This window comes from Mesorhizobium sp. M8A.F.Ca.ET.057.01.1.1 (assembly GCF_003952565.1).
In the GTDB taxonomy this organism is placed as follows: Bacteria; Pseudomonadota; Alphaproteobacteria; order Rhizobiales; family Rhizobiaceae; genus Mesorhizobium.
In genome coordinates, this window is record NZ_CP034454.1 from 5,623,831 (window position 1) to 5,649,633 (window position 25,803).

At 63.5% G+C, this 25,803-nt stretch carries 20 protein-coding genes and 2 pseudogenes; 15 read left to right on the plus strand and 7 right to left on the minus strand.

Translation table 11 applies throughout. From position 1 onward, the window contains the following. Positions 1 to 26 precede the first annotated feature (26 nt). The 7 genes from EJ077_RS26760 (at position 27) to EJ077_RS26790 (ending at position 6,955) form a co-directional block, all read left to right on the plus strand. On the plus strand, positions 27 to 626 hold the full coding sequence (locus EJ077_RS26760; RefSeq protein ID WP_208697585.1) for a VOC family protein: 600 nt from the start codon (positions 27 to 29) through the stop codon (positions 624 to 626). 143 nt (positions 627 to 769) lie between these two features. Then, positions 770 to 3,064 carry a bifunctional salicylyl-CoA 5-hydroxylase/oxidoreductase gene (locus tag EJ077_RS26765; protein WP_208697587.1) on the plus strand — a complete coding sequence of 765 codons (2,295 nt, stop codon included), beginning with the start codon at positions 770 to 772 and terminating at the stop codon, positions 3,062 to 3,064. Next, positions 3,061 to 3,834 (plus strand): SDR family NAD(P)-dependent oxidoreductase, encoded by a 774-nt coding sequence (locus tag EJ077_RS26770; protein ID WP_208697589.1) that lies wholly within the window; start codon positions 3,061 to 3,063, stop codon positions 3,832 to 3,834. The genes EJ077_RS26765 and EJ077_RS26770 overlap by 4 nt, the downstream gene beginning before the upstream one ends. Continuing rightward, complete coding sequence (locus tag EJ077_RS26775) at positions 3,828 to 4,298, plus strand: MarR family winged helix-turn-helix transcriptional regulator (protein ID WP_056569752.1); 471 nt, start codon at positions 3,828 to 3,830, stop codon at positions 4,296 to 4,298. The genes EJ077_RS26770 and EJ077_RS26775 overlap by 7 nt, the downstream gene beginning before the upstream one ends. Continuing rightward, positions 4,295 to 5,107, plus strand: coding sequence for an enoyl-CoA hydratase family protein (locus EJ077_RS26780; protein WP_208697591.1), 813 nt, complete (start codon positions 4,295 to 4,297; stop codon positions 5,105 to 5,107). Before EJ077_RS26775 ends, EJ077_RS26780 begins: the two co-directional genes overlap by 4 nt. 227 nt (positions 5,108 to 5,334) lie before the next feature. Beyond that, entirely contained in the window at positions 5,335 to 6,483 is a 1,149-nt protein-coding gene (locus EJ077_RS26785) for an acyl-CoA dehydrogenase family protein (RefSeq protein WP_208697593.1), read from the plus strand. A 76-nt stretch (positions 6,484 to 6,559) separates the two neighbouring features. Beyond that, positions 6,560 to 6,955, plus strand: coding sequence for a RidA family protein (locus EJ077_RS26790; RefSeq protein ID WP_135916832.1), 396 nt, complete (start codon positions 6,560 to 6,562; stop codon positions 6,953 to 6,955). A gap of 235 nt (positions 6,956 to 7,190) precedes the next feature. Here the strand turns inward: EJ077_RS26790 and EJ077_RS26795 are convergent, their stop codons facing one another. Further along, a complete protein-coding gene (locus EJ077_RS26795; RefSeq protein WP_208697595.1) occupies positions 7,191 to 8,282 on the minus strand; it encodes an LLM class flavin-dependent oxidoreductase in 1,092 nt (363 codons plus the stop codon). A gap of 125 nt (positions 8,283 to 8,407) precedes the next feature. On the opposite strand from EJ077_RS26795, the gene EJ077_RS26800 reads away from it, so the two are divergent. From EJ077_RS26800 to EJ077_RS26820, 5 genes are all read left to right on the plus strand, one after another. Further along, complete coding sequence (locus EJ077_RS26800) at positions 8,408 to 9,220, plus strand: HpcH/HpaI aldolase family protein (RefSeq protein WP_208697598.1); 813 nt, start codon at positions 8,408 to 8,410, stop codon at positions 9,218 to 9,220. Between the two features lie 126 nt (positions 9,221 to 9,346). Further along, positions 9,347 to 9,505, plus strand: coding sequence for a hypothetical protein (locus tag EJ077_RS26805; protein WP_208697600.1), 159 nt, complete (start codon positions 9,347 to 9,349; stop codon positions 9,503 to 9,505). Between the two features lie 93 nt (positions 9,506 to 9,598). Next, a complete protein-coding gene (locus EJ077_RS26810; protein WP_127870696.1) occupies positions 9,599 to 10,396 on the plus strand; it encodes an ABC transporter substrate-binding protein in 798 nt (265 codons plus the stop codon). Positions 10,397 to 10,560: 164 nt separating this feature from the next. Beyond that, on the plus strand, positions 10,561 to 11,235 hold the full coding sequence (locus EJ077_RS26815) for an amino acid ABC transporter permease (protein WP_127870695.1): 675 nt from the start codon (positions 10,561 to 10,563) through the stop codon (positions 11,233 to 11,235). Between the two features lie 88 nt (positions 11,236 to 11,323). Beyond that, positions 11,324 to 12,535, plus strand: a complete 1,212-nt coding sequence (locus tag EJ077_RS26820) for a cysteine desulfurase-like protein (RefSeq protein WP_245458807.1) — start codon at positions 11,324 to 11,326, stop codon at positions 12,533 to 12,535. Positions 12,536 to 12,561: 26 nt separating this feature from the next. Here EJ077_RS26820 and EJ077_RS26825 read toward each other — a convergent pair. The 5 genes and pseudogenes from EJ077_RS26825 to EJ077_RS26845 all read right to left on the minus strand — a co-directional run bounded on the left by EJ077_RS26825 (position 12,562) and on the right by EJ077_RS26845 (position 17,823). Then, a pseudogene (locus EJ077_RS26825) lies at positions 12,562 to 13,391 on the minus strand (dipeptide ABC transporter ATP-binding protein). Then, positions 13,388 to 14,245 (minus strand): ABC transporter ATP-binding protein, encoded by an 858-nt coding sequence (locus tag EJ077_RS26830; protein ID WP_013891360.1) that lies wholly within the window; start codon positions 14,243 to 14,245, stop codon positions 13,388 to 13,390. Before EJ077_RS26830 ends, EJ077_RS26825 begins: the two are co-directional and overlap by 4 nt. A 2-nt stretch (positions 14,246 to 14,247) precedes the next feature. Then, positions 14,248 to 15,102 carry an ABC transporter permease subunit gene (locus EJ077_RS26835; RefSeq protein WP_174361976.1) on the minus strand — a complete coding sequence of 285 codons (855 nt, stop codon included), beginning with the start codon at positions 15,100 to 15,102 and terminating at the stop codon, positions 14,248 to 14,250. Positions 15,103 to 15,172: 70 nt separating this feature from the next. Further along, positions 15,173 to 16,180: an ABC transporter permease subunit gene (locus tag EJ077_RS26840; protein ID WP_208697603.1), complete on the minus strand. Its 1,008-nt coding sequence runs from the start codon at positions 16,178 to 16,180 to the stop codon at positions 15,173 to 15,175. Between the two features lie 50 nt (positions 16,181 to 16,230). Further along, positions 16,231 to 17,823: an ABC transporter substrate-binding protein gene (locus tag EJ077_RS26845; RefSeq protein ID WP_208697606.1), complete on the minus strand. Its 1,593-nt coding sequence runs from the start codon at positions 17,821 to 17,823 to the stop codon at positions 16,231 to 16,233. 466 nt (positions 17,824 to 18,289) lie between these two features. On the opposite strand from EJ077_RS26845, the gene EJ077_RS26850 reads away from it, so the two are divergent. Both EJ077_RS26850 and EJ077_RS26855 read left to right on the plus strand, forming a co-directional pair. Continuing rightward, positions 18,290 to 20,305 (plus strand): long-chain fatty acid--CoA ligase, encoded by a 2,016-nt coding sequence (locus EJ077_RS26850; protein WP_208697608.1) that lies wholly within the window; start codon positions 18,290 to 18,292, stop codon positions 20,303 to 20,305. After that, a complete protein-coding gene (locus EJ077_RS26855; RefSeq protein ID WP_208697610.1) occupies positions 20,305 to 21,075 on the plus strand; it encodes a class I SAM-dependent methyltransferase in 771 nt (256 codons plus the stop codon). The genes EJ077_RS26850 and EJ077_RS26855 overlap by 1 nt, the downstream gene beginning before the upstream one ends. Before the next feature lie 136 nt (positions 21,076 to 21,211). Here the strand turns inward: EJ077_RS26855 and EJ077_RS26860 are convergent. After that, positions 21,212 to 24,066: pseudogene (locus EJ077_RS26860) on the minus strand (winged helix-turn-helix domain-containing protein). 175 nt (positions 24,067 to 24,241) lie between these two features. Between EJ077_RS26860 and EJ077_RS26865 the strand changes: the two are divergent. Continuing rightward, entirely contained in the window at positions 24,242 to 25,603 is a 1,362-nt protein-coding gene (locus tag EJ077_RS26865) for an epoxide hydrolase family protein (RefSeq protein WP_208697612.1), read from the plus strand. Positions 25,604 to 25,803 lie beyond the last annotated feature (200 nt).

Below are 25,803 nucleotides of genomic sequence, written 5' to 3' on the forward strand. Positions count from 1 at the left end.
AAATCAGCCCGCGAACGGAGGGTAATATGAACTACGCAACCCGCGGCACGATGCTCGCCGCGATCCTGCTCGGCTCGATGGGAGCGGCGGCGGCGGATTCGATCCCCGGCATGCGCGGCCACGACCACACCGGCATCACGGTTCCCGACATGAAGCAGGCGGTCGATTTCTTCACCGAAGTCGTGGGCTGCAAGAAGGCGATGTCGTTCGGACCGTTCGCCGACGACAAGGGCACCTTCATGCAGGACCTCCTCGGCGTCGATCCGAAGGCTGTCATCGAGCAGGTCACCATGATCCGCTGCGGCTATGGGTCGAACATCGAGCTGTTCAAATACACCGCGCCCGACCAGAAGGATCTGACGCCGAAGAACAGCGATATAGGCGGCTTCCACATCGCCTTCTATGTCGATGACGTCGCCGCCGCGAAAACCTATCTCGACGGCAAGGGCGTCAAGACCAGGATGGGGCCGCTACCGGTCAAGGAAGGGCCCGCCGCCGGCCAGACCATCCTCTATTTCCAGGCGCCCTGGGGCTTGCAACTGGAAGCAATCAGCTATCCCTCTGGCATGGCTTATGAGAAGGGTGCAGAGACAGTGCTGTGGAGCCCGAAGAACCCGGAGAAATAATCTCCCGCGGCGCGCCTGCAGGGACGTCACGCAAGCGCGCCACGCAGTCCCCGCCTAATCATTTCGACATAAAACTTTAAGCTTGAAATATCTTACCTCCGGCGCGATACTGAGGCATAGCAAGCGAAGAGGAGATCGCACAGATGAAGGTTGCGGTTCTCGGCGGCGGACCAGCCGGCCTCTACTTTGCCATTTCGATGAAACTGAGGGACGCCACGCACGACGTGACGGTGTTCGAGCGCAATCGCGCCGACGACACGTTCGGCTGGGGCGTCGTGCTATCAGCCGAGACGCTCGACAATCTTGCTGAGAATGATCCCGTCAGCGCCGTCTGGATCAAGAAGCATTTCGCCTATTGGGACGACATCGCCGTTATCCATGACGGCGTGCGCACGGTCTCGTCGGGCCACGGCTTCTGCGGCATCGGCCGCAAGCGCCTGCTCGTGCTCTTGCAGCGGCGCGCGCGCGAACTCGGCGTCAAGCTGATGTTCGAAACCGACATTGCCGACCCCCGCCCCTATATGGAGACGCATGATCTGGTCGTCGCCGCCGACGGGCTGAACTCCCGGGCGCGCAACACCTTCGTCGACATCTTCAAGCCCGACATCGACACGCGCAAATGCAAGTTCGTCTGGCTCGGCACCAACCAGAAATTCGACGACGCCTTCACCTTCATCTTCGAAAAGACCGAGCATGGCTGGGTGTGGGCGCACGCCTACCAGTTCGACAGCGAGACCGCGACCTTCATCGTCGAGTGCAGCGAACAGACCTGGGCCGCCTTCGGCTTCGGCGCGATGTCGCAGCAGGAGTCCATCGCGGTCTGCGAGCGCATCTTCGCCAAACATCTTGGCGGCCATGCGCTGATGACCAACGCCAACCACATCAGGGGCTCGGCCTGGATCAATTTCCCGCGCGTGCTGTGCGAGCGCTGGTCCTACAAGAATCTGGCGCTGATGGGCGACGCCGCGGCCTCGGCGCATTTCTCGATCGGCTCCGGCACCAAACTCGCCCTGGAAAGCGCGGTGGCGCTGGCCGACTATGTCGAGACCGAACCGGACCTCGAGGCCGCGTTCCGCAAATATGAGGACGCTCGCCGCACCGAGGTGCTGAAGCTGCAGTCGGCGGCGCGCAATTCTCTGGAGTGGTTCGAGGAGGTCGAGCGCTATCTCGGCCTCGATCCGGTACAGTTCAACTATTCGCTCTTGACCCGTTCGCAACGCATCAGCCACGAGAATTTGCGGCTGCGCGATGCCGAATGGCTGGGCGGCGCGGAAGAGTGGTTCCAGCGCCAGGCCGGTGCCGGCGGCAACAGGCTGCGCCGGGCGCCGATGTTCGCGCCCTTCAAGCTGCGCGACATGGCCCTCAACAACCGCGTCGTCGTTTCGCCGATGGCGCAGTACAAGGCCGTCGACGGCTGCCCGACCGACTGGCATTTCACCCATTACGCCGAGCGCGCCAAGGGCGGCGCCGGGCTCGTCTATATCGAGATGACCTGCGTCAGCCCGGAAGGGCGCATCACGCCTGGATGCCCTGGTTTCTACGCGCCCGAACATGAGATGGCCTGGAAACGGCTGGTCGATTTCGTCCATACCGAAACCAAAGCGAAGATCTGCGCCCAGATCGGCCATTCCGGCGCCAAGGGTTCGACCCGTGTCGGTTGGGAAGGCACCGACGTGCCGCTCGCCTCCGGCAACTGGCCTGTCATGGCGGCATCGGCCGTCGCGTGGTCGCCGCAGAATCAGGTGCCGAAGGCGATGAACCGGGCCGATATGGATTTGGTGCGCGACCAGTTCGTGGCCTCCGCCGAAATGGCCGATCGCTGCGGCTTCGACATGCTCGAAATCCACGCCGCGCACGGCTACCTCCTGTCGTCGTTCATCACGCCGGTCACCAACCGGCGCACGGACGCCTATGGCGGTTCGCTGGAAAACCGCATGCGCTATCCCCTGGAAATCTTCCATGCGGTGCGCGCCGCCTGGCCGGCGGGAAAACCGATATCGGTGCGCATTTCGGCCAATGACTGGGTCGGCATCGAAGGCGTGACGCCGGCCGACGCGGTCGAGATCGCGCGGCGGCTGCACGAGGCCGGCGTCGACATTTGCGATGTGTCGGCCGGGCAGACGTCGATCGCCGCCAAGCCGGTCTACGGACGCATGTTCCAGACGCCGTTTTCGGACCGCATCCGCAACGAAGTCGGTATGGCGACGATGGCTGTCGGCAACATCTACGAGCCCGACCATGTCAATTCGATCCTGATGGCCGGCCGCGCCGATCTGGTCGCGCTGGCACGGCCGCATCTCGCCGATCCCTACTGGACGCTGCATGCAGCGGTGACGCTCGGCGACCGTGGCGTCAAATGGCCGGATCCCTATCTGCCCGGACGCGACCAAATCTACCGGCTGGCCGAGCGCGATGCGGCGGCGGGGCTGAAAGTATGACGGCCGCGACGACGATTCCCGGCAAGCACGCGCTGGTCACCGGCGGCGGATCCGGCGTCGGGCGGGCCATTGCGCGGGCGCTGGCCGAGGCTGGTGTCGACGTGACCATATGTGGGCGTCGCGAAGCTGAACTCGCGAAGGTTGCCAGCGAAAACGACCGCATCCGCGGCATCGCCGCCGATGTCACCGATGAGGCTGCGATGGCATCGCTGTACAAAGCGGCGGAAGCCTCGCGTGGGGCCTTCGACATCGTCGTCGCCAATGCCGGCATGGCCGGCAGCACGCCGGCGCACAAGACGTCGCTTGCCGATTGGCAACGGACGCTCGACGTCAATCTCACCGGCGCGTTCCTGACGGTGAAGCCGGCGCTGGCCGGCATGACCGCGCGGAAATCGGGGCGCATCGTGTTCATCGCCTCCACCGCCGGATTGAAAGGCTACGCCTATGTCGCGCCTTACGTGGCGGCCAAGCATGGCGTCGTCGGGCTGATGCGGGCGCTTGCCGCCGAGACGGCGAAATCCGGCGTCACCGTCAACGCCGTGTGCCCGGGCTTCGTCGAGACCGATATGCTGGAGGAGTCCATCCAGCGCATCATCGAAAAGACCGGCCGCTCGGCCGGTGAGGCGCGGGCAAGCCTCGCCTCGACCAACCCGCAAGGCCGCTTCATCCAGCCGCAAGAAATTGCCGAGGCGGTGCTGTGGTTGTGTGGCGACGCGGCGCAGTCGGTCACCGGACAGGCGATTTCGATCTCGGGAGGTGAGACATGGTAGCCGGCCCTCTGCCCGCGCCATCGGGACCCGGCAAGGACCGGCTGCGTCTTTGGATAAGGCTGCTGCGGGCTTCACGCACGATCGAGGCCGAACTGCGCGAGCGCCTGAAGAAAGAATTCGATACGACGCTGCCGCGCTTCGACGTCATGGCAGCACTCTACCGGGCGCCGGAAGGCATGCTGATGAGCGACCTCTCGCGCTTCCTGCTGGTCTCCAACGGCAATGTCACCGGCATCGTCGACCGTCTGGTTTCCGAAGGGCTGGTGGCCCGTGCGCGCCGCAATGGCGACCGCCGCACATCGATGGTGCGGTTGACCGAGGAGGGTACGAAGTCCTTCGCGACAATCGCCGCCGCGCATGAGGGCTGGATCGGTGAATTGCTGGGCAAGGTCAGCGAGGAGGATGCCCGCCGGCTGACCGGCATGCTGACCTCGTTCCGCAGCAACTGGGAGGGACGCGAATGACTGCAATGGCCGGCCTCAAGCCGAAGCATTTCCTGTGGGAGGTCGAGGGCCGGATCGCCAAGGTCCGGCTCGACCGGCCTGAGCGCAAGAACCCGCTGACCTTCGACAGCTATGCGGAACTGCGCGACACGTTCCGCGACCTCGTCTATGCCGACGACGTCGACGCCGTCGTGTTCCTGTCCAATGGCGGCAATTTCTGCTCCGGCGGTGATGTCCACGATATTATCGGCCCGCTGGTCAAGATGGACATGAAGCAGCTCCTCGCCTTCACCCGCATGACCGGCGATTTCGTCAAGGCGATGCTGAATTGCGGCAAGCCGATCATCGCGGCGGTCGACGGTGTCGCGGTCGGCGCCGGCGCAATCATCGCCATGAGCTCCGACATCCGCATCGCCACGCCGGAGGCCAAGACCGCCTTCCTGTTCACACGCGTGGGCCTTGCCGGCTGCGACATGGGCGCCTGCGCGATCCTGCCGCGCATCATCGGCCAGGGCCGCGCCGCCGAACTGCTCTACACCGGCCGCACCATGACGGCGGCGGAAGGCGAGCGCTGGGGCTTCTACAACAGGCTGGTCGATGCGGCGGCTCTCGAGGCCGATGCGCTGGAGATGGCGGCCCGCATCGTATCGGGCCCGACCTTCGCCCACGGCATCACCAAGACGCAGCTCAACCAGGAATGGTCGATGGGCCTCGACCAGGCGATCGAGGCGGAAGCCCAGGCGCAGGCGATCTGCATGCAGACCCGCGATTTCGAACGGGCGTATCGGGCTTTCGTGGCCAAGGAAAAGCCGGTGTTCGAGGGGAATTGAGATGAGCGCTTCTTTGGAGACGCTGGCGGGACAGCGCCCCCCTCTGTCCTGCCGGACATCTCCCCTCTAGGGGGGAGATCGGCTGTCACGCACGCTTTCGCAAATCGCCAACGTCGCAGAAAGGGCGCCGCCGCCAAAACTGCCAATCTCCCCCTAGAGGGGAGATGTCCGGCAGGACAGAGGGGGGCGCCGTAGAGCTCGACGCTCGAAGCGCTGCGGAGGCAACCATGCCTGACCGCTCCTTCCTCGCCTGGCCGTTCTTCGAAGACCGCCATCGCGTACTCGCCGAGCACCTCGACGCCTGGTGCGCCAAGAACCTCCCCGTCGATCATCACGACATCGATGCCGCCTGCCGCGAGCTGGTGGCCATGCTTGGCCGCGACGGCTGGCTGAAGCCGACCGCTGTCGACACGGACAATCCCGGCCCGCTCGACGTCCGCACGCTGTGCATCACGCGCGAGACGCTGGCGCGCCACGATGGCCTCGCCGATTTCGCCTTCGCCATGCAGGGGCTCGGCACCGGCGCGCTCAGCCTGTTCGGAACGACTGACCAGCGGCAAAGTCTGGCTAAGACGCGCGCCGGCAAGGCGATCTCCGCCTTCGCCCTGTCGGAGCCGCGCTCCGGATCCGACGTCGCCAACACGGAAATGACGGCGACCCGCGATGGCGACAGCTATGTTCTCACCGGCGAAAAAACCTGGATTTCGAATGGCGGCATCGCCGATCTCTATGTCGTCTTTGCCCGCACCGGCGAAGCGCCGGGCGCCAAGGGCCTTTCGGCCTTTATCGTGCCGGGCGATGCCAAGGGCCTCGGTATCGCCGAACGGCTGGAAGTGATCGCGCCGCATCCGCTGGCGCGTTTGTCGTTCGACGAGGTTCGTGTTCCCACCTCGGCGCTGATCGGCAGGCCGGGCGACGGCTTCCGCATCGCCATGTCAGTGCTCGACGTGTTCCGCTCGACTGTCGGTGCGGCGGCACTCGGTTTTGCCCGCCGCGCGCTCGATGAAAGCATCAACAGAGTGGCCGAGCGCAAACTGTTCGGCGCGCCGATGGCCGAATTGCAGATGGTGCAGGGCCATATCGCCGACATGGCGCTCGACGTCGATGCGGCGGCGCTGCTGGTCTACCGCGCCGCCTGGACCAAGGACATGGGCGCCGCGCGGGTGACGCGCGAGGCGGCGATGGCCAAATTGTTCGCCACCGACAAGGCGCAGGAGGTGATCGACAGAGCGGTGCAGCTGCATGGCGGCGATGGTGTCCGCAAAGGCCACATCGTCGAGAGCCTGTATCGCGAAATCCGCGCACTGCGCATCTACGAGGGCGCTTCGGACGTGCAGAAGGTGGTGATCGCGCGGCAGGTGATGGGCGCGACCTGAACAGGTCGTGACCACGGACTGAATTGTTTTCGACACGGATATTGCGGACCCGATATTGGATAGGCGGAGAGACGACATGCACGAGATCCTGCAGCCGGAAGGCTGGGCAAAACCCGTCGGCTACGCCAATGGCGTGGCGGCGCGCGGCAGGCTCGTCTTCGTCGGCGGCCAGGTCGGCTGGAACGGGCAATGCCAGTTCGAGACCGACGATTTCGCCGGCCAGGTGCGGCAGACGCTCCAGAACATCGTCGCCGTGCTGGCCGAGGCCGGCGCGGAGCCACGGCACATCACCTCGATGACCTGGTATTTTACCGACAAGGCCGAATATCTCGGCAACCTCAAGGGGATCGGCGAGGCTTATCGCGAGGTGATCGGCCGGCATTTTCCAGCAATGGCCGCCATGCAGGTGGTGGCGCTGGTCGAGGATCGCGCCAAGGTGGAGATCCAGGCGACAGCAGTCATACCGGAGTAACCGCCATCGCTTCGTCATCCTGGGGCGAAGCAAGGAGCGCAGCGACGCGGCGCAGACCCCAGGATCCATGCCGGGACTCCAAAGCGTCGCCGCAGTCCAGAATTTTGATCCGCTGCATTCCACGATTGAAGTCGCGGCATGGATCCCAGGGTCTCCGCGACGGAGCTTCGCTCCTGCTTCGCCCAGGGATGACGACGTTGGGAAAGCTTGGGCTAATTCCGAATGCTCACCACCGCTATTCGCGAAGCCCGGCCTGCCTGAGCAGCGGCAGCACGTGGTCGCAGAAGTAAGGTAGCTCCTGAGTGTAGTTGACGAAGGACAGGGCGATGCCCTGATAGCCGTGCGCGGCAATGGCCGCCATGTCGGCGGCAATCGTTTGCGGCGTTCCAACCAGCGGATAGGTGCCGGCGCCGCCGGCAAAACGCTGCCGGTAGGCGTCATAGGCATGCGGATCATGGGATTGCGAGAATTCCTTCTTGCCGGCCATATGCGCATCGACCGCCTCGTGATCTGCCAGATCGACGGCATAGCGCCTGTAATAGGCCTGCGCCTCTTCCATGGTCGGGCGGCAGACGACATGCGCCACGGTGTAGACGCCGACCTCCCGGCCAACCTTGTCGGCCCGCTCGGCGATGTCGGCGACATGCTTGCCGGCGTCGGCCATTTCGGAGAAGGTCGTGAACAGATAATCGCATCTGGCGGCGGCGAAATCGCGGCCCGGGCCGCCGAAAGCGGCGTTCATGGTCACCGGGCGTGGAAGCTGCAGGCTGCCCGGCCGGCTGACCGCCTCCTTGAGCTGATAATAGGTGCCTTGATAGTCGAGCGGCTCCGCCGACGCGTAGAGCTTCTCCAGAATTTCGATCCATTCGGCCGCCTGGTCGTAGCCCTTCTCGACCAGCGGCGTGCCGAACATGCCGAATTCCTTCGGGTTCCAGCCGCAGACCATGTTCAAACCGGCACGGCCCTGGCTGATGTGGTCGACGGTCGCCAGCGCCTTGGCGGCATAGAGCGGATGCACAAGCGGCACGTGCACGGTCATGAACAGGCCGATGCGGTCGGTGGCCACGCTGAGCGCCGCCGCCCAGGTGAAGGTCTCGAACGACGATTCGCGCACCTTGTTGCGGCCGCCAAAGCCACGCCAGCGTGCGATCGGCAACATGAACTCCAGCCCGGCGCGGTCGGCGATCTGGGCCGCCGTCAGATTGTCCTGCCAGCTCGCCGTCCAGCGCTCCGGCACATCCGATATGGCAAGACCGCCATCGGCGTTGGTCGAGAAGACGCCAAGCTTCAGTTTGTTGGGGCCGTGCAACGGATGTGCTTTGATCATCTCGGGAACTCGCGGGCGGGAGGCCGTAGGCTAGGCCCGCGCGAAAATATTTCAAGCATGAAATAGCTTCGCCTCGTTCTGGTTTGCCGATATGAACAAGGTGGGATGAGAGAGAAGGGATCGGCATGAGCGAGTTCCGCCAGAAATGCATCGGCAAGACCAGCCTCGTCGGGTCCTTCTGCGCCATTCCGCATCCCGTCGCGGTCGAGGTGATGGCGCTGTCCGGCCTCGACTTCCTCTGCATCGACTGGGAGCATGCCCAGATCTCGCGCGACGTCATTGAAACCATGGTGCGCGCGGCCGACGTTCATGGCGTGCCGGCGATGGTGCGCGTTCCCGGCCATGCGCCCGAAGCCATCCAGGCGGCCTTGGACAGCGGCGCGCAAGGCGTGCTGGTGCCGCGCGTCTCGACACCGGCCCAAGCTGCGATGGCGGTGACGGCATCGCGTTATCCGCCGCTGGGCGAGCGCGGCGTCGGACCTGGCCGCGCGGCCGGTTATGGCTATCGCATTCCCGAATATCTGGCCGGCGCCAACGCAAGGGTCGTCGTCGCGGTCCAGGTCGAGACCGCCGAGGGGTTGGCCAACATCGAGGCGATCGCCGATGTCGACGGCGTCGACGTGATCTTCGTCGGCCCCGGCGATCTCTCCGTGTCGATCGATGCGATCGGACCGAAGGGCGCCGACAAGCTCACGGATGCGATCCGCAGGATCATTGGCGTGACGATCGCGCGCGGCAAGACCTCCGGCATATTTTGCGCCAGCCCGCAGACCGTCGGCCAATGGGCAGCCGTCGGCGCCAGCTTTTTCGTCCTGGCCAGCGACACGATGTTTCTCGGTGCGGGCGGCGCGGCCAATTATGCCGCCGCCCGGGCGGAACTGGCGCAGGAAGACCCGCGCTGGCGCCCAGTCGAGCAGCAAGCCGGGAAACTTTTTTAAGCTTAAAACTTTTGTCTTGAAAAGCGCCGCACTTTGGATAAGCATTCAAGATCGATGGCGACTGTCGGGCTGGAGAGTTTCCGGGCAGTTCATCGCGGTGCTCCGGGTGGGAGGGGTTTCAGTCCTTTGTCGTTTGTGCTGCCCCAGTCCTCGTCCAGCGCGCGCTGTGCCTTCGATCGCGTGCGCGCCCGGATTCGCGACCTGCATACCGAGACCAACCTTGCCGCGCGCGAATGCGACCGCGACCAGATCGCGGCCACGGCCGAGCGCATGGTAGCCACATGAATTGACGCCCCGCTGGGAGGCGGGACGGCAAGAAACCGTGCGGGGCAGCCCGCTCGATCAACAACCAGAGGGAACACCCCAGAGGGACCACCAATGAAGCTCAACCGTCGCAATCTCATCCTTTTCGCCGCGGCAATCGGCATCGCCGCCGGCCCGGCAACCGCCTTCGCCGCCGATGTGCTCAATGTCGGCGCCTACCCGACCAACCCGCCCTTCGAATACAAGAATGAGAGCGGCACCTTCGAAGGTTTTGAGGTCGACATCGTCAACGAGGCGGCCAAGCGCGTCGGCATGACCACCGACATCGCCGACCTCGGCTTCCAGGCACTGTTCGCCGCGACCACCTCGAAGCGCATCGACGTCGCCATCTCGTCGATCACGATCACGCCGGAGCGGCTGAAGTCGCAGTCCTTCACCCAGCCCTATTATGATTCCGACATGGGCATCGCGACCAAGACCGACAGCGCGGTCAACGCCGAGGCAGACCTCAAGGGCAAGATCGTTGGCGTGCTCTCGGGCTCGACCGGCGAGACCTGGGTCAAGGCGCACCAGGAAGCCGACGGCTTCAGCGACGTGAAGGGCTATGACACGCAGCAGAACCTGCTGCTCGACCTCAGCGCCGGCCGCATCGACGCCGCCGTCAGCGACATTCCCGGCATGGAATATTCCTTCACCAAGATGAAGGACCTGAAGGTCAAGCAGCGCATCAAGACCGGCGAGCAGTACGGCCTGATGATGACCAAGGATCATCCGCTGCTCGGCAAGCTCAACGATGCGCTGACGGCCATGAAGAAGGACGGCACGCTGGCCGCGATCCACAAGAAGTGGTTCGGCAGCGACGCCCCGGCCGATTCCTCGACCGTCAAGGAAATGCCGCTGCCCAAGGCCTGAGCTGCGGCCAACAAGACGGAAGGCGTGCCGGCTCCAAAAAGGGTCGGCACGTCCCTTTTTCCGCATAACCCTCCCGGGACCAGCATCCGTTCGGCAAAGCCGATCTTGATATTCCGGGTCGGGCTCCGGCGTCAGATGACGCAACACCGTTCGGGAATGCTCTGATGTCGCTGATCGACACTTTCTTCAACGCCGACGTCATCGCGTCGAGCCTGCCGGCGCTGCTGCGCGGCTTCCTGAACACGCTGCTGCTTGGCCTGCTCAGCATCGGTATCGGCATTCCCATCGGCCTGGTGATCAGCCTGTTGCGGCTCTACGCGCCGAAGCCGCTGCGCTGGCTGGCGGTCGGCTACACCGACATCTTCCGCGCCTTGCCGGTCCTCGTCGTGCTGATCCTGATCTACTACGCGCTGCCGTTCCTCGGCATACGGCTGTCGTCCTGGGCGTCGGCGGTGACCGCGTTCGCCATCATCATGTCGGCCTATTCGGCCGAAGTGTTTCGCTCCGGCATAGAGAGCATTCCGCGCGGCCAGTTCGAGGCCTCGCAGGCGCTTGGCCTGCCGTTCCTTTTGACCTTGCGCAAGGTGGTGCTGCCGCAGGCGGTGCGCGTCGTCATCCCGCCGATGACCAGCAACTGCGTCTCGATGTTCAAGGACACGTCGCTGGCCTCCACCGTGGCCCTGCCGGAATTGCTCAAGGAAGCGACCAATGCACAGTCGCTTTACGCCAACCCCTCGCCGCTGATCGGCGCCGCACTGGTCTATCTCATCTTCCTTTGGCCGATGGTTCGCCTCGTCAGCCTGCTTGAAGCCCGCTTCAAGGACGAGAAGGCCCGCTAGCCACCCACCACCCCGCAAGCACTCGCAGGAGATACAATTGAGCAATCCCCAGGCCACTGGCGGCTTTCCCGTCGACACCATCCGCGCCATGTTCCCTGCCCTGCAGCGGGCCGGCGATTTCATCTTCATGGACAATGCCGCCGGGGCGCAGATTCCGCAGAGCGTGCTCGACGCGGTGACCAACCACCTGGTCTCGCACAATGTGCAGCGCGGCGGCCGCTATGGCCGCAGCGTCACCGTCGACCAGTCGGTCGCCGATGCTCGGACAAGCGTCGCCTTGCTGATCAATGCCTACAGCCCGGCGGAAATCTGCTTCGGCATGAACGCCACCTCCTTCATCCGCCTGGTCAGCCTCGGCATCGGCCAGATGCTTTCCGAGCGTGATGAGATCGTCGTCACCGACATGGACCATGATGCTAACATCGCCACCTGGCTGGCATTGGAATCCGCCGGCGCCAAATTCAAATGGTGGCGCATGCGTGAGGATGGCAATCTGCATGTCGACGATCTCAAGCCGCTGGTTTCGGACCGCACTCGCCTCGTCGCCTGCACGGTCACCGCGCACTCGATCGGCTCGATCGTCGATGTCGCCTCGGTCGCTGACATCGCGCATTCGGTTGGCGCCGAAGTGTTCCTCGATTGCGTGCATTACGGACCGCACGGGCTGATCGACGTGCAGGCCTGGGATTGCGATTATCTCGTCTGTTCCGGCTACAAGAACTTCTCGCCGCATATGGGTTTCCTCTGGGGCCGCTTCGACACGCTGAAACGCCTGCCGACCTTCCGCGAGGATTTCATCCCGGACGAGCCGCCCTACAAGGTCGAGGCCGGCACATTCATCTACGAGAACGTGTCGGGCATGGATGCCGCCGTGCAGTATCTTGAACTGATCGGCCGCAATCTCGCCCCCTCCAACAATCGCTCGCGGCGCGACAACATCGTCGCCGGCATGGGCGCCATCCGCGACTATGAGTTGCTGCTGGCGCGCGAGATGATGGGCGTGCTGAAGGGTTGCGGCGCGACCATCTACGGCGTCGCCGACGAGGCCCGCATCAACGAGCGCGTGCCGACCTTCTGCTACAACATCGGCAAGCTGTCGCCGCAGCGGATCGTCGAGGAAATGGCCGAGATGCAGATCGGCATCCGCGACGGCCATATGTATGCGCCCCGCCTGATGAAACGCCTCAACCTGTCGATGGACAGCGGCGCCATTCGCGCCTCGCTGGTGCATTACAACACGGTCGAGGAGATCCAGAAATTCGGCGAGGCGCTGCGCGCTATCATCGCCAAGCTGTCGTAGCCGGGTGGGCCGTGCCTGACCTCCGGTCAGGCCGCCTTCTTCTTTGCCAGCCTCGCTTTAATGCTGGCCACATCGGCGCGCGGCGTGGCGGCAAACAGCGTCCTGGTGTAGCTGTGCTTGGGGTCCGAAAAGACCTCGTCGCGCGAACCGTATTCGACGGCCTCGCCGAAATACATCACCATCACATCGTCGGCGATGTAGCGCACCACCGACAGGTCGTGGCTGATGAAGACATAGGTCAGCTGGAACTCGTCCTGCAGATCGGCGAGCAGGTTGAGCACCTGCGCCTGAACCGAGAGGTCAAGCGCCGAAACCGGCTCGTCCAGCACCAGCAGGCTGGGGTTCAGCATCAGCGCGCGGGCGATGGCGATGCGTTGGCGCTGACCGCCCGAGAACATGTGCGGATAGCGGTTGTAGTGTTCGTGGCCGAGGCCGACCTTCTTCAGCATCTTCATGGCGAGGTCGCGCCGTTCGGCCGCCGGCTTGTCGGTGTTGATGAGCAGCGGCTCGCCCAGCACGTCGCCGATCTTCTGGCGCGGATTGAGCGATCCGTAGGGGTTCTGGAAGACGATCTGCACCTTGCGGCGCATTTCCTTGGTCAATCCGCCTTTGGCGATATCGACCTTGTTGCCGTCGATGAACAGCTCGCCCGATGTCGCGGGATCGATCAAGGTGATGATGCGGGCGAGCGTGGACTTGCCGCAGCCGCTTTCACCGACGATGGCCAGCGTCTTGCCCTTGTCCACGGTGAAGGAGACGCCCTTGACCGCATGCACGGTGCGCGGCCCGGTGAACAGGCCACCCCCACATGATAGTCGCGAACGATGTTCTTGCCTTCGAGGACCGTAGTGCTCATGCCGACGCTCCCGCTGCCGAGGGGGCCGGCTCGAACAGCATGTCGGAAACGGTCGGCAGCCGGTCGCCGACGGCGTTTTCCGGCAACGCCGAGAGCAGCGCGCGCGTGTAATTGCTCTTGGGCGATTCAAACAGCGACAGCACGTCGGCCTCTTCCATCTTGCGGCCCTTGTACTGGACGATGACGCGGTCGGCGGTCTCGGCCACCACGCCCATATTGTGAGTGATCATGATCAGGCCCATGCCGTATTTGGCCTGCAGCGAAACCAAGAGATCGAGGATCTGCTTCTGGATGGTGACGTCGAGCGCGGTTGTCGGTTCGTCTGCGATCAAAAGCTTCGGATTGCAGGCAATCGCGATCGCGATCATGACGCGCTGGCACTGGCCGCCGGACATCTGGTGCGGAAACGAGCTCAGCCGTTCTTCCGGATCGGCAATGCCGACCAGCTTCATCAGTTCGATGGCGCGCGCCCGGCGCTGGGCGCGGTCCATGCCCATGTGGAAGCGCAGCACCTCCTCGATCTGGAAGCCGACGGTGAAGCAGGGGTTTAGGCTGGCGATCGGCTCCTGGAAGATCATCGATATGTCCTTGCCGACGATCTTGCGGCGTTCGGACGGGCTGAGCTTCAACAGGTCGACGCCATCGAAGGCCATGCGGTCAGCCTTGACCGTCGCGGTGTTAGGCAACAGCCCCATGACCGCCAGCATCGACACCGACTTGCCGGAGCCGGACTCGCCAACGATCGCCAGCACCTCGCGCGGCTCGATCGAAAGGTCGATGCCTTGCACGGCCATGAACGGCCCGGCGGCGGTGTCGAAGGAAACGGTGAGGTTCTTGATCTCGAGCAGGGACATGCTCACGACCTCTTCAGCTTGGGGTCGAGGGCGTCGCGCAGGCCGTCGCCGATCAGGTTGATGGCAAAGACGGTGATCAGGATGGCGAGGCCTGGGAAGGTCACCACCCACCAGGCGCGCAGGATGAATTCGCGCGCTTCGGCAAGCATCGTGCCCCATTCGGGTGTCGGCGGCTGCGCGCCCATGCCGAGGAAGCCAAGGGCGGCTGCCTCGAGGATCGCGTTTGAGAAGGACAGCGTCGCCTGCACGATCAGCGGGGCGATGCAGTTGGGCAGGATAGTGACCAGCATCAGCCTGAGATGGCTGGCGCCGGCGACCTTGGCCGAGACCACATATTCGCGGGTCTTTTCCGCCATCACCGCGGCGCGGGTGAGCCGGGCGAAGTGCGGCTGCAGCACGAAGGCGATGGCGATCATGGCGTTGACGAGGCCAGGACCGAGCACCGCGACCAGCACCAGCGCCAACAGCAGCGATGGGAAGGCCAGGATGATATCCATGATGCGCATGATCAGCGTGTCGACCCAACCACGGCAGTAGCCGGCGAGCAGGCCGAGGATGACGCCGGAGATCAGCGCCGTGGTGACGACGACGAAACCGATGGCGAGCGAAAAGCGCGAGCCATAGATCAGGCGCGAAAGCATATCGCGGCCGACGGCGTCGGTGCCGAGCAGGAACTGCGCGTTGCCGCCCGCCTGCCAGGCCGGCGGCGTCAGGAAGAAGTCGCGGAACTGGTCATCAGGCGAATGCGGCGCGAGCAGCGGCGCGAAGATGGCGATCAGGATCAGCAGGGCGAAGACGAAGAGGCCGATCACCGCGCCCTTGTTGATCGAGAAATAGTGCCAGAACTCGGCGAACATCTGCAGCCGCGCGTCCTGCGGCTTGACGACGGTCGCGGCTTCGATGGTGGCTGGGCCTTCATTGGTCATGTCAATTCGCCCGGATACGCGGGTTGATGACGGCATAGAGCACGTCGACGATAAGGTTCACCGACATGACGATCAGGGCGATCAAAAGCAACCCGCCCTGCACGGTGAAATAGTCGCGCTTGGAGATGGCGTCGATCATCCACTTGCCGATGCCCGGCCACGAAAAGATGCTCTCGGTCAGGATGGCGCCGGTCAAGAGCGTGCCGACCTGCAGGCCGATGGTGGTGACGACCGGGATCAGCGCATTGCGGAAGGCATGCAGGCCGATGACGCGGCGTGGCGCCAGGCCCTTGGCGCGCGCGGTGCGCACATAGTCCTCACCCAGCACTTCCAGCATGGCCGATCGCGTCTGCCTGGCGATGACCGCCAGCGGTATGGTGCCGAGCACGATGGTGGGCAAGATGAGGTGCGACACCGCCGAGCGGAAGGCGCCCTTCTGGCCCGAGATCAGGGAATCGATGGTCATGAAGCCGGTCACCGGCTTGAAGAAGTAGAGAAGGTCGATGCGGCCGGAGACCGGCGTCCAGTGCAGCGTGCCGGAAAACACGATGATCAGCAGCAGCCCCCACCAGAAGATGGGCATGGAATAGCCGGCGAGCGCGGTGCCCATGGTCAGCTGGTCGAACCACGAACCGCGGCGGATGGCGGCGAAAATGCCGAAGGCGACGCCGAAGATGACGGCGAAGATCATGGCGAAGATGGCGAGTTCGACCGTGGCCGGGAACCGCACCAGGAAATCCTTCAGCACCGGTGTCTTGGTGGAAAACGAGGTGCCGAAATCGCCGCTGAGGATGTTGGTCAGATAGGCCAGATACTGTTGCCAGATCGGCAGGTCGAAACCGAACTGATGCATCAGCGCCGTGTGGCGTTCGGGCGACAGGCCACGTTCGCCCGCAAGCACCAGCACCGGATCACCGGGCAGGATGCGCACGAAGCCGAAAGCGAGGATGGTTATCCCGATAAAGGTCGGGATGATGAGGGCGAGCTTGCCGAGGATGTAACGCAGCATGGCGGGCGAGGTGGGGCGGCGCCCTGTGGCGCCGCCCCGTTTCGCGAACCTTATTCAGCGATATCGACGCCGTCAAAGCGATGGATGCCGAGCGGATCCATCGCAAAGCCGGAGACGGTCTTCTGCATCGGCATGAACACCTTGGAGTGGGCGAGCGTCGCCCACGGTGCCTGCTCCTTGAAGATGACCTGTGCCTGTTCGTAAAGCTTGGTGCGCTCGGCCTGGTCGGAAACCGTCTTGGCCTTGTTGATGAGCGCATCGAAGTCCTTGTTGCACCATTCCGCGCGGTTGTTCGAACCGACGGAAGCGCAGCTCAGGAGCACGCCGAGGAAGTTGTCCGGATCGCCATTGTCGCCGGTCCAGCCGACGATGACGGCGCCGTCGTGATCGACCGCCGAAGCGCGCTTGAGGTATTCACCCCAATCGTAGCTGACGATGTTGACGGTGACGCCGACCTTGGCGAAGTCGGCCTGGATCAGCTCGGCGGTGCGGCGCGCGTTCGGCATGTACGGGCGCGACACGGGCATGGCCCAGACGTTCATCTTGAGGTCCTTGACGCCGGCCTCTTCAAGCAGCTTCTTGGCCGCGTCCGGATCGTACGGATCGTCCTTCACGTTCTTGTTGTAGGACCACATGGTCGGCGGGATCGGGTTGATCGCCACCTGGCCGGCGCCCTGGAACACGGCGTCGATAATGGCCTTCTTGTTGATGGCCATGTTGAGCGCCTTGCGGACGCGCACGTCGTCGAACGGCTTCTGCTGGGTGTTGTACATCAGCGCGCCGACGTTCAGGCCTTCCTGCTCCGCGACCGTCAGGTTCGCATCAGCCTGCAGGCCCGCGATGTCGGCCGGTGCCGGATACGACATGATGTTGCATTCGCCGGCCTTCAGCTTCTGGGCGCGAACCGCCGGATCGGTGGTGATGGCGAAGACCAGATCGTCGATCTTCTGCTTGCCGCCCCAATAGTCCGGGTTGGCCTTGTAGCGGATGGCGGCGTCGGTCTGGTAGTCGACGAAGATGAACGGGCCGGTGCCGACCGGCTTCTGGTTGAACAGTTCAGGCGTCTTGTCGGCCTGCAGCTTGTCGGCATATTCCTTCGAGACGATCGAGGCGAAATCCATGCCCAGCGTCGGGATGAATGTGATCGCCGGTTCCTTGAGGGTGAACTTCACCGTCAGGTCGTCGACCTTCTCGACCTTGGTGATGTTGTCGCCGAACTGATCATTGTAATACTGATAGGCGATGCCCGGTATGTACTGGAACCAGGGGCCGTTCTTGTCGACCTGGCGCTGGAACGAGAACACCACATCGTCGGCGTTCAGGTCGCGGGTCGGGGTGAAGTAGTCGGTGGGCGCGAACTTGACGCCCTTGCGCAGCTTGAAAGTATATTCCTTGCCGTCGTCGGAAATGGTCCAGCTATCCGCCAGGCCGGGCGAGACCGAGGTCTTGCCGTGATCGAACTCGACGAGGCGGTTGAAGACGGTACGCGAGGAAGCATCGAACGTCTGTCCCGCGGTGTACGGCGCCGGATCGAAACCTTCTGGCGACGCCTCCGCGCAATAGACCAGAGTTTTCGCGTTGGCCACGCCTCCCAGGACGCTTGCAGCCAGCAACGCGGCTGCAAAAGTCAATTTCTTCTTCATTGAGCACTCCCTGATGTTCTTCCAAGCCCCTCTATCAGGCTCGCGAAGCGCGCATATAAGCACCGTTTTTCCGGGTTTGGAACACCCCGTTTGCTTACCCCGCGGGAAGCAGGAAAAAATCCGCCATTTTGCTAAACGGCAGAAAAAATTAGCAGTTTTTTCTATTCACGATATTATTAACGACCGCATTTTTTTATTGATCCGACGTCCGGCGAAAAGGGTGCCGCGCCCCGTCTTCATCGGCCGCGGATGCGCAGAGATGCCGGTTCCAGCTGTGGCCGGCGGGAAAGATTTACGGCGGCAAATCTTTCGGCGTCCTGCCGCTGGGGCAAGACTTGCACCGCCGCCGATAGAGGCAATACATAGATAGACAACTGGCGGCAACGGAGGACGTCTCCATCAATCCGGAGGCGATGCGGCACAGGCCAACGAGAAACAGGCGACCAGGGTTGTCGAGGAGGAACGGGTGGCAAAAGCGTCGAAGACCCCAATGAAAGCGCCGGCCAAGGCGGCCTCGAAACCAGCTGCCGGTGGCGACGGGCAAGGCAAGGCCGCGGGCAAGGCAACGACCGCGAAGGCGGCGGCCAAGCCCGCCAGGAATGCCCCACCGGCAAAAGCCGCGGCCACAGCCAGGACCGCCACGAAGCCGGCTACGAAGGCCGCGCCGGCAAAGGCGCCCGCGGCGAGGGCCGAAGCGGGCAAGACCGCGACGAAGAAGAACTCGCCACCAGCGAAGACCGCACCGACCTCGAAGCCGGCGACGGCGGCCAGCCAGCGGCTGCCGAAGGCGCTGACCGAACTCGCCGCCGGCCTGCCGCAAAAGCCATGGCTCAACAGCTATCCCAAGAACATGCCTGCCGAGATCGGCGCCCTGCCCTACGGTTCCATCGGCGACTTCCTGGTGGGCGCCTGCAAGCAATTCGCCGGCCAGCCGGCTTTCACCTGCATGGGTAAGTCCATCACCTATGCTGAACTCGAGCAGCTTTCGGCGGCCTTCGGTGGCTATTTGCAGTCCACCGGATTGCAGAAGGGCGCGCGCGTCGCCCTGATGATGCCGAACGTGCTGCAGTATCCCGTGGCGATGATGGCGGTCGCCCGCGCCGGCTTCACGGTGGTGAACGTCAATCCGCTCTACACGCCGCGCGAACTGGAGCATCAGCTCAAGGATTCCGGGGCACAGGCCATCGTCATTCTCGAAAACTTCGCCAACACCTTGCAGGCGGTCGTCGCCAGGACCTCGGTCAAGCACATCGTCGTCGCGGCCATGGGCGACCTGCTCGGCGGCCTGAAGGGTTCGATCGTCAATCTGGTGGTGCGCCGCGTCAAGAAAATGGTGCCGGCCTGGTCATTGCCCGGCCATGTCAGGTTCAATGCGGCGCTGAAGGCCGGCCGCGGCATGGCTTTCAAACCGGCCACGGTAGCCGCCAACGATGTCGCCTTCCTGCAATATACCGGCGGCACCACCGGAATCTCGAAAGGCGCGACCCTCTCGCACAGCAATGTGCTGGCCAATGTCGCGCAGAATGCGCTGTGGCTGCAGGACGCCTACACGGTCAAGCCAAAGCCGGCGCATCTCAACCTCGTCTGCGCACTGCCGCTCTACCATATCTTCGCGCTGACGGTGAATGCGCTGATGGGCATGCAGATGGGCGGCCAGAACATACTGATCCCCAATCCGCGCGACATTCCCGGCTTCGTCAAGGAAATGGGCAAATATCCGATCCATATCTTTCCCGGCCTCAACACGCTGTTCAATGCGCTGCTCAACAATGAGGATTTCCGCAAGCTCGACTTCAAGCCGCTGCTACTGACGCTGGGCGGCGGCATGGCGGTGCAGAAGGGCGTCGCCGAGCGCTGGAAGGCGCTGACCGGCTGCCCCGTTAGCGAAGGCTACGGCCTTTCGGAGACTTCGCCGGTGGCGACGGCGAACAAGTTCAGTTCCGGCGAGTTCACCGGCACCATCGGCCTGCCGCTGCCCTCGACCGAAATCGCCATCCGCGACGACGACGGCAACAACGTGCCGCTGGGCGAGGTCGGCGAGATCTGCATCAGGGGACCGCAGGTGATGGCCGGCTACTGGAACCGGCCGGACGAGACCGCCAAGGTGATGACCGCGGACGGCTTCTTCAAATCGGGCGACATGGGTTTCATGGACGAACGCGGCTACACCAAGATCGTCGACCGCAAGAAGGACATGATCCTCGTTTCCGGCTTCAACGTCTATCCGACCGAACTCGAGGAGGTCGTGGCGGCGCATCCCGGCGTGCTCGAAGTGGCGGCGATCGGCGTTCCGGACGAGCATTCGGGCGAAGTGCCGAAACTGTTCATCGTCAAGAAGGACCCGGCCCTGACCGCCGAGGCCATCACCGCCTTTTGCCGCGAGAACCTGACCGGCTACAAGCGACCGAAATTCATCGAGTTCAGGACCGAATTGCCGAAGACGCCGGTCGGCAAGATCCTGCGGCGGGCGTTGCGCGAATAGTGGCGGACGATCCCGCCGGTTTCGCTGCACCGGGCCGACGCCTTGATCCGGCAGAATTCATCAGGGCGAATTTGCGCCTTGCCCCAGTGCGGGCGCTTCCTGAAATCCAGCTCTACACACCCCATCCCGGCAGCGGTCTGAGACGGCTCGTCGGACCGCACGACGATCTCGACGAGGCCGAGCCGCAGCCGCCCTATTGGGCCTATGCCTGGGCGGGAGGCGCCGTATTGGCGCGCCATATACTCAACCATCCGCAGAGCGTTGCCGGACGCCGCGTGCTCGACCTCGGCGCCGGCTCCGGCCTTGTCGGCATCGCCGCCGCCAAGGCCGGAGCCGCAGAAGTGATCGCCGCCGAGATCGACCGCAACGGCGTCGCCGCCATCGGCCTCAATGCCGCCGCCAACGGCGTCGAGATCGCCATCGTCGACAGGGATCTCACCACCGGCCCGCCACCGGCCGTCGAACTCGTGCTCGCCGGCGACGTGTTCTACTCCAGCGAGGTTGCCCGGCGGGTCATCCCGTTCCTCGACCGCTGCCTGGCATCAGGCCTCGAAGTGCTGGTCGGCGATCCCCGCCGCAACGATCTGCCGCTGTCGCGGCTGCGATTGATCGCTGAATATGAGGTTCCGGATTTTGGGGATGGGATGCGAGGTGCGAGAAGGGCGAGCGGGGTGTTTGGGTTTGAGGTGGAACAGCGACAGGGCGACAGGCAAGGCCCAATCGCTGGAACGGCCGAGGTTCGACCTGAGACTCGCTTAGGTCGAAGATGAACGACGGCTTTGCGCCTTATGTCGGTCATTCAGCCAGCCACGCCTCCCCTCTCGAAGCCGACATTGATAGTGCGCATACCACAGTCAAAATGCGCCGACAGCGGACGAGACCGGTGGGGGCGGTGGCTTGAAGCTTCTACCTGAGCGTCGCCAGCAGGTGTTCGGCAGCCTTAACGTCCGCCGTATTCAGGCCCTCCACAAAATGCCCCGCAACCGGCTGCAAGAGCTCGCGAGCGCTATTGATCTCCCCGCGCCCGGCCATCAGCCTCGCCATGTCGATTGCGGTTCGCAACTCCCATGCCCGCGCGTGCTGACTGCGGCTTAACTCCAGTGCCTGCATGAGGTACGCGGCAGCTTCGTCGCGGTTGCGTTGCGACTGGAGAAGGAGGCTTCCCTTCATCCGCAGCAACTCCGGGAGGTACAATTGGTCACCGTTCTTTTCGACGAGGCCAAGCGACTCGTCGATCAGCGCTGTCGCTTCGTCGACCTGACCGATTGCGGATAATCCCCTAACCAGCGAGAGGTTGAGCGGAGTCGTGAGCAGTTCGTAAGGTGCCGCGTGCAGCTTCTGAATAGAAGTCTGCAGGCCCTGGACACCGCCTTTTGCATCGCCCTGACGGATGGCGACTTCGCTTTTGAATCCCCGACCGGCAAGCAGGTAAGGAGTCATGGAATGGGATTCCCCGCGGGCGATGAGCATGTCGATGTAGGCCTCGGCGCTCTTCAGGTCGCCCGTCCACAGGAAGACAGATATCGCCCAGATCAACGCGATGGCCAGCGTTAGAGAATGATCCATGGCGGCAGCCTCGTCGACAGCCTGCCGAGCATGTGCCATGGCTTGATCGGGATGGCCTTGCAGCCAGAGATTCCTCGCCAAAATTGCCCTGGCCAGGATTTTGCCTTCGAAGCCGAGATAGATCGTCGTGGTCCGCTGAGAGCGCGGCCCACGGTCGAGCGCCGCCTCCAGCTCTGCGCGCGCCTCCGCGAGGTCACCTCGCAAGTGGAGCGAGATACCCAGGATCGAGTGTGCAAGCGCGATCGCGACCGAATCCTCCAGACCGGCGGCTGTGGCTGAACAACGTCGTGCAAATTCGAGGGCGGTTACGAAATTGCCCGTCCGAAGATGGAACATGTTGAGCGGGCCCAATAGACGCACCTGATCCAGCGGATCGCCGCGCTCCTCGGCGATCGCTAGGCTTCTCTGCAGGGCTACGCGCGCCCTGTCGCGTCCTCCCCGCATGAACATGAAGGATACGCCGAGAGCCGCCTGAAGATGCATCTCGTCAAGTCCGCCAAGGGCGGCACCGTCGAAAGCCAATATTGCTGTTTCAGACCAGCGATGACACTCCGGCAACAACGACATCGCCAAAAAACCGGCGCGGCAGCGATGGCGAGTCCCATGCCGATGTCGGCGTTTCCGTTGTTGCCGAAGCACCATTCCAGGGCAGCTCGGACATTGTTGATGGCGGCGAAGTGAGGAGCCCGTTCCTCACCGGTCGCCAGTTTTGGCCATCCGCTCCCTGTCTGCTCCAGCCATCGCCGATAGTAGGCGGCGTGGCGCACTGCCAGATCAGCAGTCTCGGCGTCATCGATCCGGATATCGAGAACGTAGGCGCGCGTGGTATCGAGGAGCCGGTAGCGTATCATCGCTCCGACCGGACGCGTCGCTACAATCGATTTGGCGACGAGACTGTCCATGGCGCCTAGGACGGTCGATCGATCGAGGGTCACGCTCGTCACCACCTCCAGTGCGGCATCGAGCGTGAAATGACCGACGAATACAGCTAGCCTGCGCAACACCACGCGCTCGAGGTCGGTCAGGAGCCCCAAGCTCCAGTCCAGCGTCGCCTGCAGGGTTTGCTGACGCGGCGGCGCGGTCCGCGAACCCAGCCACAGCAGCGTCAGGCGTTGATCAAGAAGTGCGGCGGTTTGTTGCAGCCCATAGGATTCGACGCGCCTGGCCGCCAGTTCGATGGCGAGCGCCACTCCGTCGAGCTTTCGACAGATGCTTGCGATGAGCAGGGCCTCCGCATCGCTGACGTCCAAACGAGCGCCGCCTGCCACCGCTCGTTCGACGAACAGTTGGGTGGCTGGGAATTTCTGGACAATGGCCGCCGTTAGTCCAGGCCCGTCGGGCGGAGAGGCAAGCGCATCCAACCGATAGATATGCTCACCCTCGACCCGAAGCGCCTCGCGGCTCGTCGCCAGAATGTGGACCTGTGACGCCGCATCGACGATGCTTGCTGCCAAAGGCGCCACCGCATCCAAGAGATGCTCACAGGTATCGAGGATCAGGAGAATCCGCTTGTTGCGCAAGTAAGCGATCAGGTTGGGCGTGGCATCTTCTGTTTGAACGGATAGCCCAAGCATCGAGGCGACGGCTGTCGTCACCAGACCGGGATCACCGATCATTCCCAGATCGACGAACAGAACTGCCCCATAAAATGCGTCGATCAGATGATGCCCGACTGCGATCGCGACGGTGGTTTTACCGACACCGCCGGCGCCAACGATGGTGACGAACCGCGAAGCATTCAGCTGCGCCGACAGCTTGAGAACGTCCTCATCCCGCCCGACCATTCTGCTCAAGCGGTTTGGAAGATTCGCATGCGGAAATCCGGCGGCGATGAATGGGGCTTCGTCGTATGGGCCGCTTGATCGCGAGACCGGTGCAACGAAGCAATAGCCGCGCCCGGGAAGAGTCGCGATGTAACGCGCGCCTTCCTTTCCATCGCCCAACGCCTTGCGCAGTCCGGTCATGTGGAACCGCAGGCTGCCTTCCTCGACAACCACATCGGGCCAGACCCGCGACATCAGATCCTTCTTGCTGACGACTTCATTTGGCGCGGAAGTCAGTACGATGAGAATTTCAAGGGCGCGCGAGCCAAGCTCTACGGGAGCGCCCTCTCTTGTCAGGAGCCTTTCACCCGCAGCCAAACAGAAAGGGCCGAATGACAATCCGTCTTTGGCCTGACTTGCCGTTATCGTCATGGCGTCTCTTCTTTTGGGAGCCGCCTGCACCCAGCGCCTCAGTTTAGGTCAAGGAGCGCTCCCGCACCATAGGGCAGCGACTAACAAGGGCTCACGACGCATAACGGGCTAATCCCATCTCCCGGGGGTATGTCAAGCAGGGCAAGATCGCATCCATCAACCCCAGGAGAGTCCCATGAACACGACCAGAACCTCCGAAGCAATCGACCAGGATCGCCGGCGACTTTTGGGCACTGCCGCGGTCGGCATCGCCGCCGCAAGCGCCGCGAGCCTGCTCCCGTCCCAAAAGGCCGCCGCATCAACCAGCGATGGCATTCGCCCGTTCACCGTCAGCTTCCCGCAGGAAGAGCTCACCGAGCTTCGTCGGCGCATCATCGCTACGCGGTGGCCCGAGCGCGAGCTCGTATCCGACGAGGCCTCCCGACGGATCTGGTCGACCCCGGCGACGGCAGGGCCAACGCAGGGCGTGCAACTCGCCACGATGCAGAAGCTCATGCAGTACTGGGGAACAGAATATAATTGGAGCAAATGCGAGGCGCGGTTGAAAGCGCTGCCGAATTTCATCACCGAGATCGACGGCCTCGACATCCACTTCATCCACGTGCAATCCAAGCATGAGGGCGCCCTGCCTGTGATCATCACGCATGGCTGGCCCGGTTCGGTCGTCGAACTCCTGAAGATCATCGATCCGTTGACTAATCCCACTGCGCACGGCGGTACCGAGGGCGACGCGTTCGACGTGGTGATCCCGTCGATGCCGGGCTACGGCTTTTCCGGCAAACCCACCGAAACCGGTTGGGATCCAGCACGCATCGCGCGGGCGTGGATCGTGCTGATGAAGCGCCTCGGCTACGACCGGTACGTCGCGCAGGGCGGCGATTGGGGAGCACTTATCACCGAACAGATGGCTCTGATCGCACCTCCCGAGCTGGTCGCCATCCACACGAACATGCCGGGGACCATTCCGCCCGAGATTGTGAAGGCGCTTGCCTCTGGCGGCCCGCCCCCTGCCGATCTCGGCCCCGACGAGAAGCGCGCCTACGAGCAGGTCGCGTTTTTCTACAAGAACGGCCTGGGCTACGCCAACGAAATGGCGCTTCGTCCGCAAACGCTCTACGGGATCGTCGATTCACCGGCCGGCCTGGCGGCGTGGATCCTCGATCACGATGCGGATAGCTATGCGCTGATCGCCCGCTCCTTCGACGGAGAGCCGGAGGGCCTTACCCGGGACGACATCCTCGACAACATCACGTTCTACTGGCTGACCAACACGGCAATTTCGTCGGCCCGTCTCTATTGGGAACACACGCAAACGGCGAAGGCCGGCTTCTTCGACGCCAAGGGCATCACAATTCCCGTCGGCGCCACTGCGAATCCCAGCGAAATCTACACAGCTCCGAAGAGCTGGACTGAACGCGCGTTCCAGAAGCTTCTGCATTACGGCCGCACAGACAAGGGCTGCCATTTCGCGGCCTGGGAGCAGCCGAAGATCTTCACCGATGAGGTGCGCCTAACATTCAAGACGTTGCAGACCTGACGTGTTGGCGAGGGATGGCGCCTTGGACGCGCGTCATCTCCCGCCTTGCCATCGCTGCGTAGCGAGGCTGGCTTTGGTGGGTTCGACCGTGAGCCTGTATCGGTAGATGCCCGCGGCATCGAAGCGGCGGCTTCGAGATCGAGTTTCTCGACTCGGGCGTGGAGGCCTTTGCCTTCACGTTTGGCTGATCGTGCGGACAA

Excerpts from the sequence above, each read along its gene's own strand:
- EJ077_RS26760 (WP_208697585.1), top strand. The coding sequence starts at position 27 with ATGAACTACGCAACCCGCGGCACGATGCTCGCCGCGATCCTGCTCGGC.
- EJ077_RS26765 (WP_208697587.1), top strand. The coding sequence starts at position 770 with ATGAAGGTTGCGGTTCTCGGCGGCGGACCAGCCGGCCTCTACTTTGCC.
- EJ077_RS26770 (WP_208697589.1), top strand. The coding sequence starts at position 3,061 with ATGACGGCCGCGACGACGATTCCCGGCAAGCACGCGCTGGTCACCGGC.
- EJ077_RS26775 (WP_056569752.1), top strand. The coding sequence starts at position 3,828 with ATGGTAGCCGGCCCTCTGCCCGCGCCATCGGGACCCGGCAAGGACCGG.
- EJ077_RS26780 (WP_208697591.1), top strand. The coding sequence starts at position 4,295 with ATGACTGCAATGGCCGGCCTCAAGCCGAAGCATTTCCTGTGGGAGGTC.
- EJ077_RS26785 (WP_208697593.1), top strand. The coding sequence starts at position 5,335 with ATGCCTGACCGCTCCTTCCTCGCCTGGCCGTTCTTCGAAGACCGCCAT.
- EJ077_RS26790 (WP_135916832.1), top strand. The coding sequence starts at position 6,560 with ATGCACGAGATCCTGCAGCCGGAAGGCTGGGCAAAACCCGTCGGCTAC.
- EJ077_RS26795 (WP_208697595.1), bottom strand. The coding sequence starts at position 8,282 with ATGATCAAAGCACATCCGTTGCACGGCCCCAACAAACTGAAGCTTGGC.
- EJ077_RS26800 (WP_208697598.1), top strand. The coding sequence starts at position 8,408 with ATGAGCGAGTTCCGCCAGAAATGCATCGGCAAGACCAGCCTCGTCGGG.
- EJ077_RS26810 (WP_127870696.1), top strand. The coding sequence starts at position 9,599 with ATGAAGCTCAACCGTCGCAATCTCATCCTTTTCGCCGCGGCAATCGGC.
- EJ077_RS26815 (WP_127870695.1), top strand. The coding sequence starts at position 10,561 with ATGTCGCTGATCGACACTTTCTTCAACGCCGACGTCATCGCGTCGAGC.
- EJ077_RS26820 (WP_245458807.1), top strand. The coding sequence starts at position 11,324 with ATGTTCCCTGCCCTGCAGCGGGCCGGCGATTTCATCTTCATGGACAAT.
- EJ077_RS26830 (WP_013891360.1), bottom strand. The coding sequence starts at position 14,245 with ATGTCCCTGCTCGAGATCAAGAACCTCACCGTTTCCTTCGACACCGCC.
- EJ077_RS26835 (WP_174361976.1), bottom strand. The coding sequence starts at position 15,102 with ATGTTCGCCGAGTTCTGGCACTATTTCTCGATCAACAAGGGCGCGGTG.
- EJ077_RS26840 (WP_208697603.1), bottom strand. The coding sequence starts at position 16,180 with ATGCTGCGTTACATCCTCGGCAAGCTCGCCCTCATCATCCCGACCTTT.
- EJ077_RS26845 (WP_208697606.1), bottom strand. The coding sequence starts at position 17,823 with ATGAAGAAGAAATTGACTTTTGCAGCCGCGTTGCTGGCTGCAAGCGTC.
- EJ077_RS26865 (WP_208697612.1), top strand. The coding sequence starts at position 24,242 with ATGAACACGACCAGAACCTCCGAAGCAATCGACCAGGATCGCCGGCGA.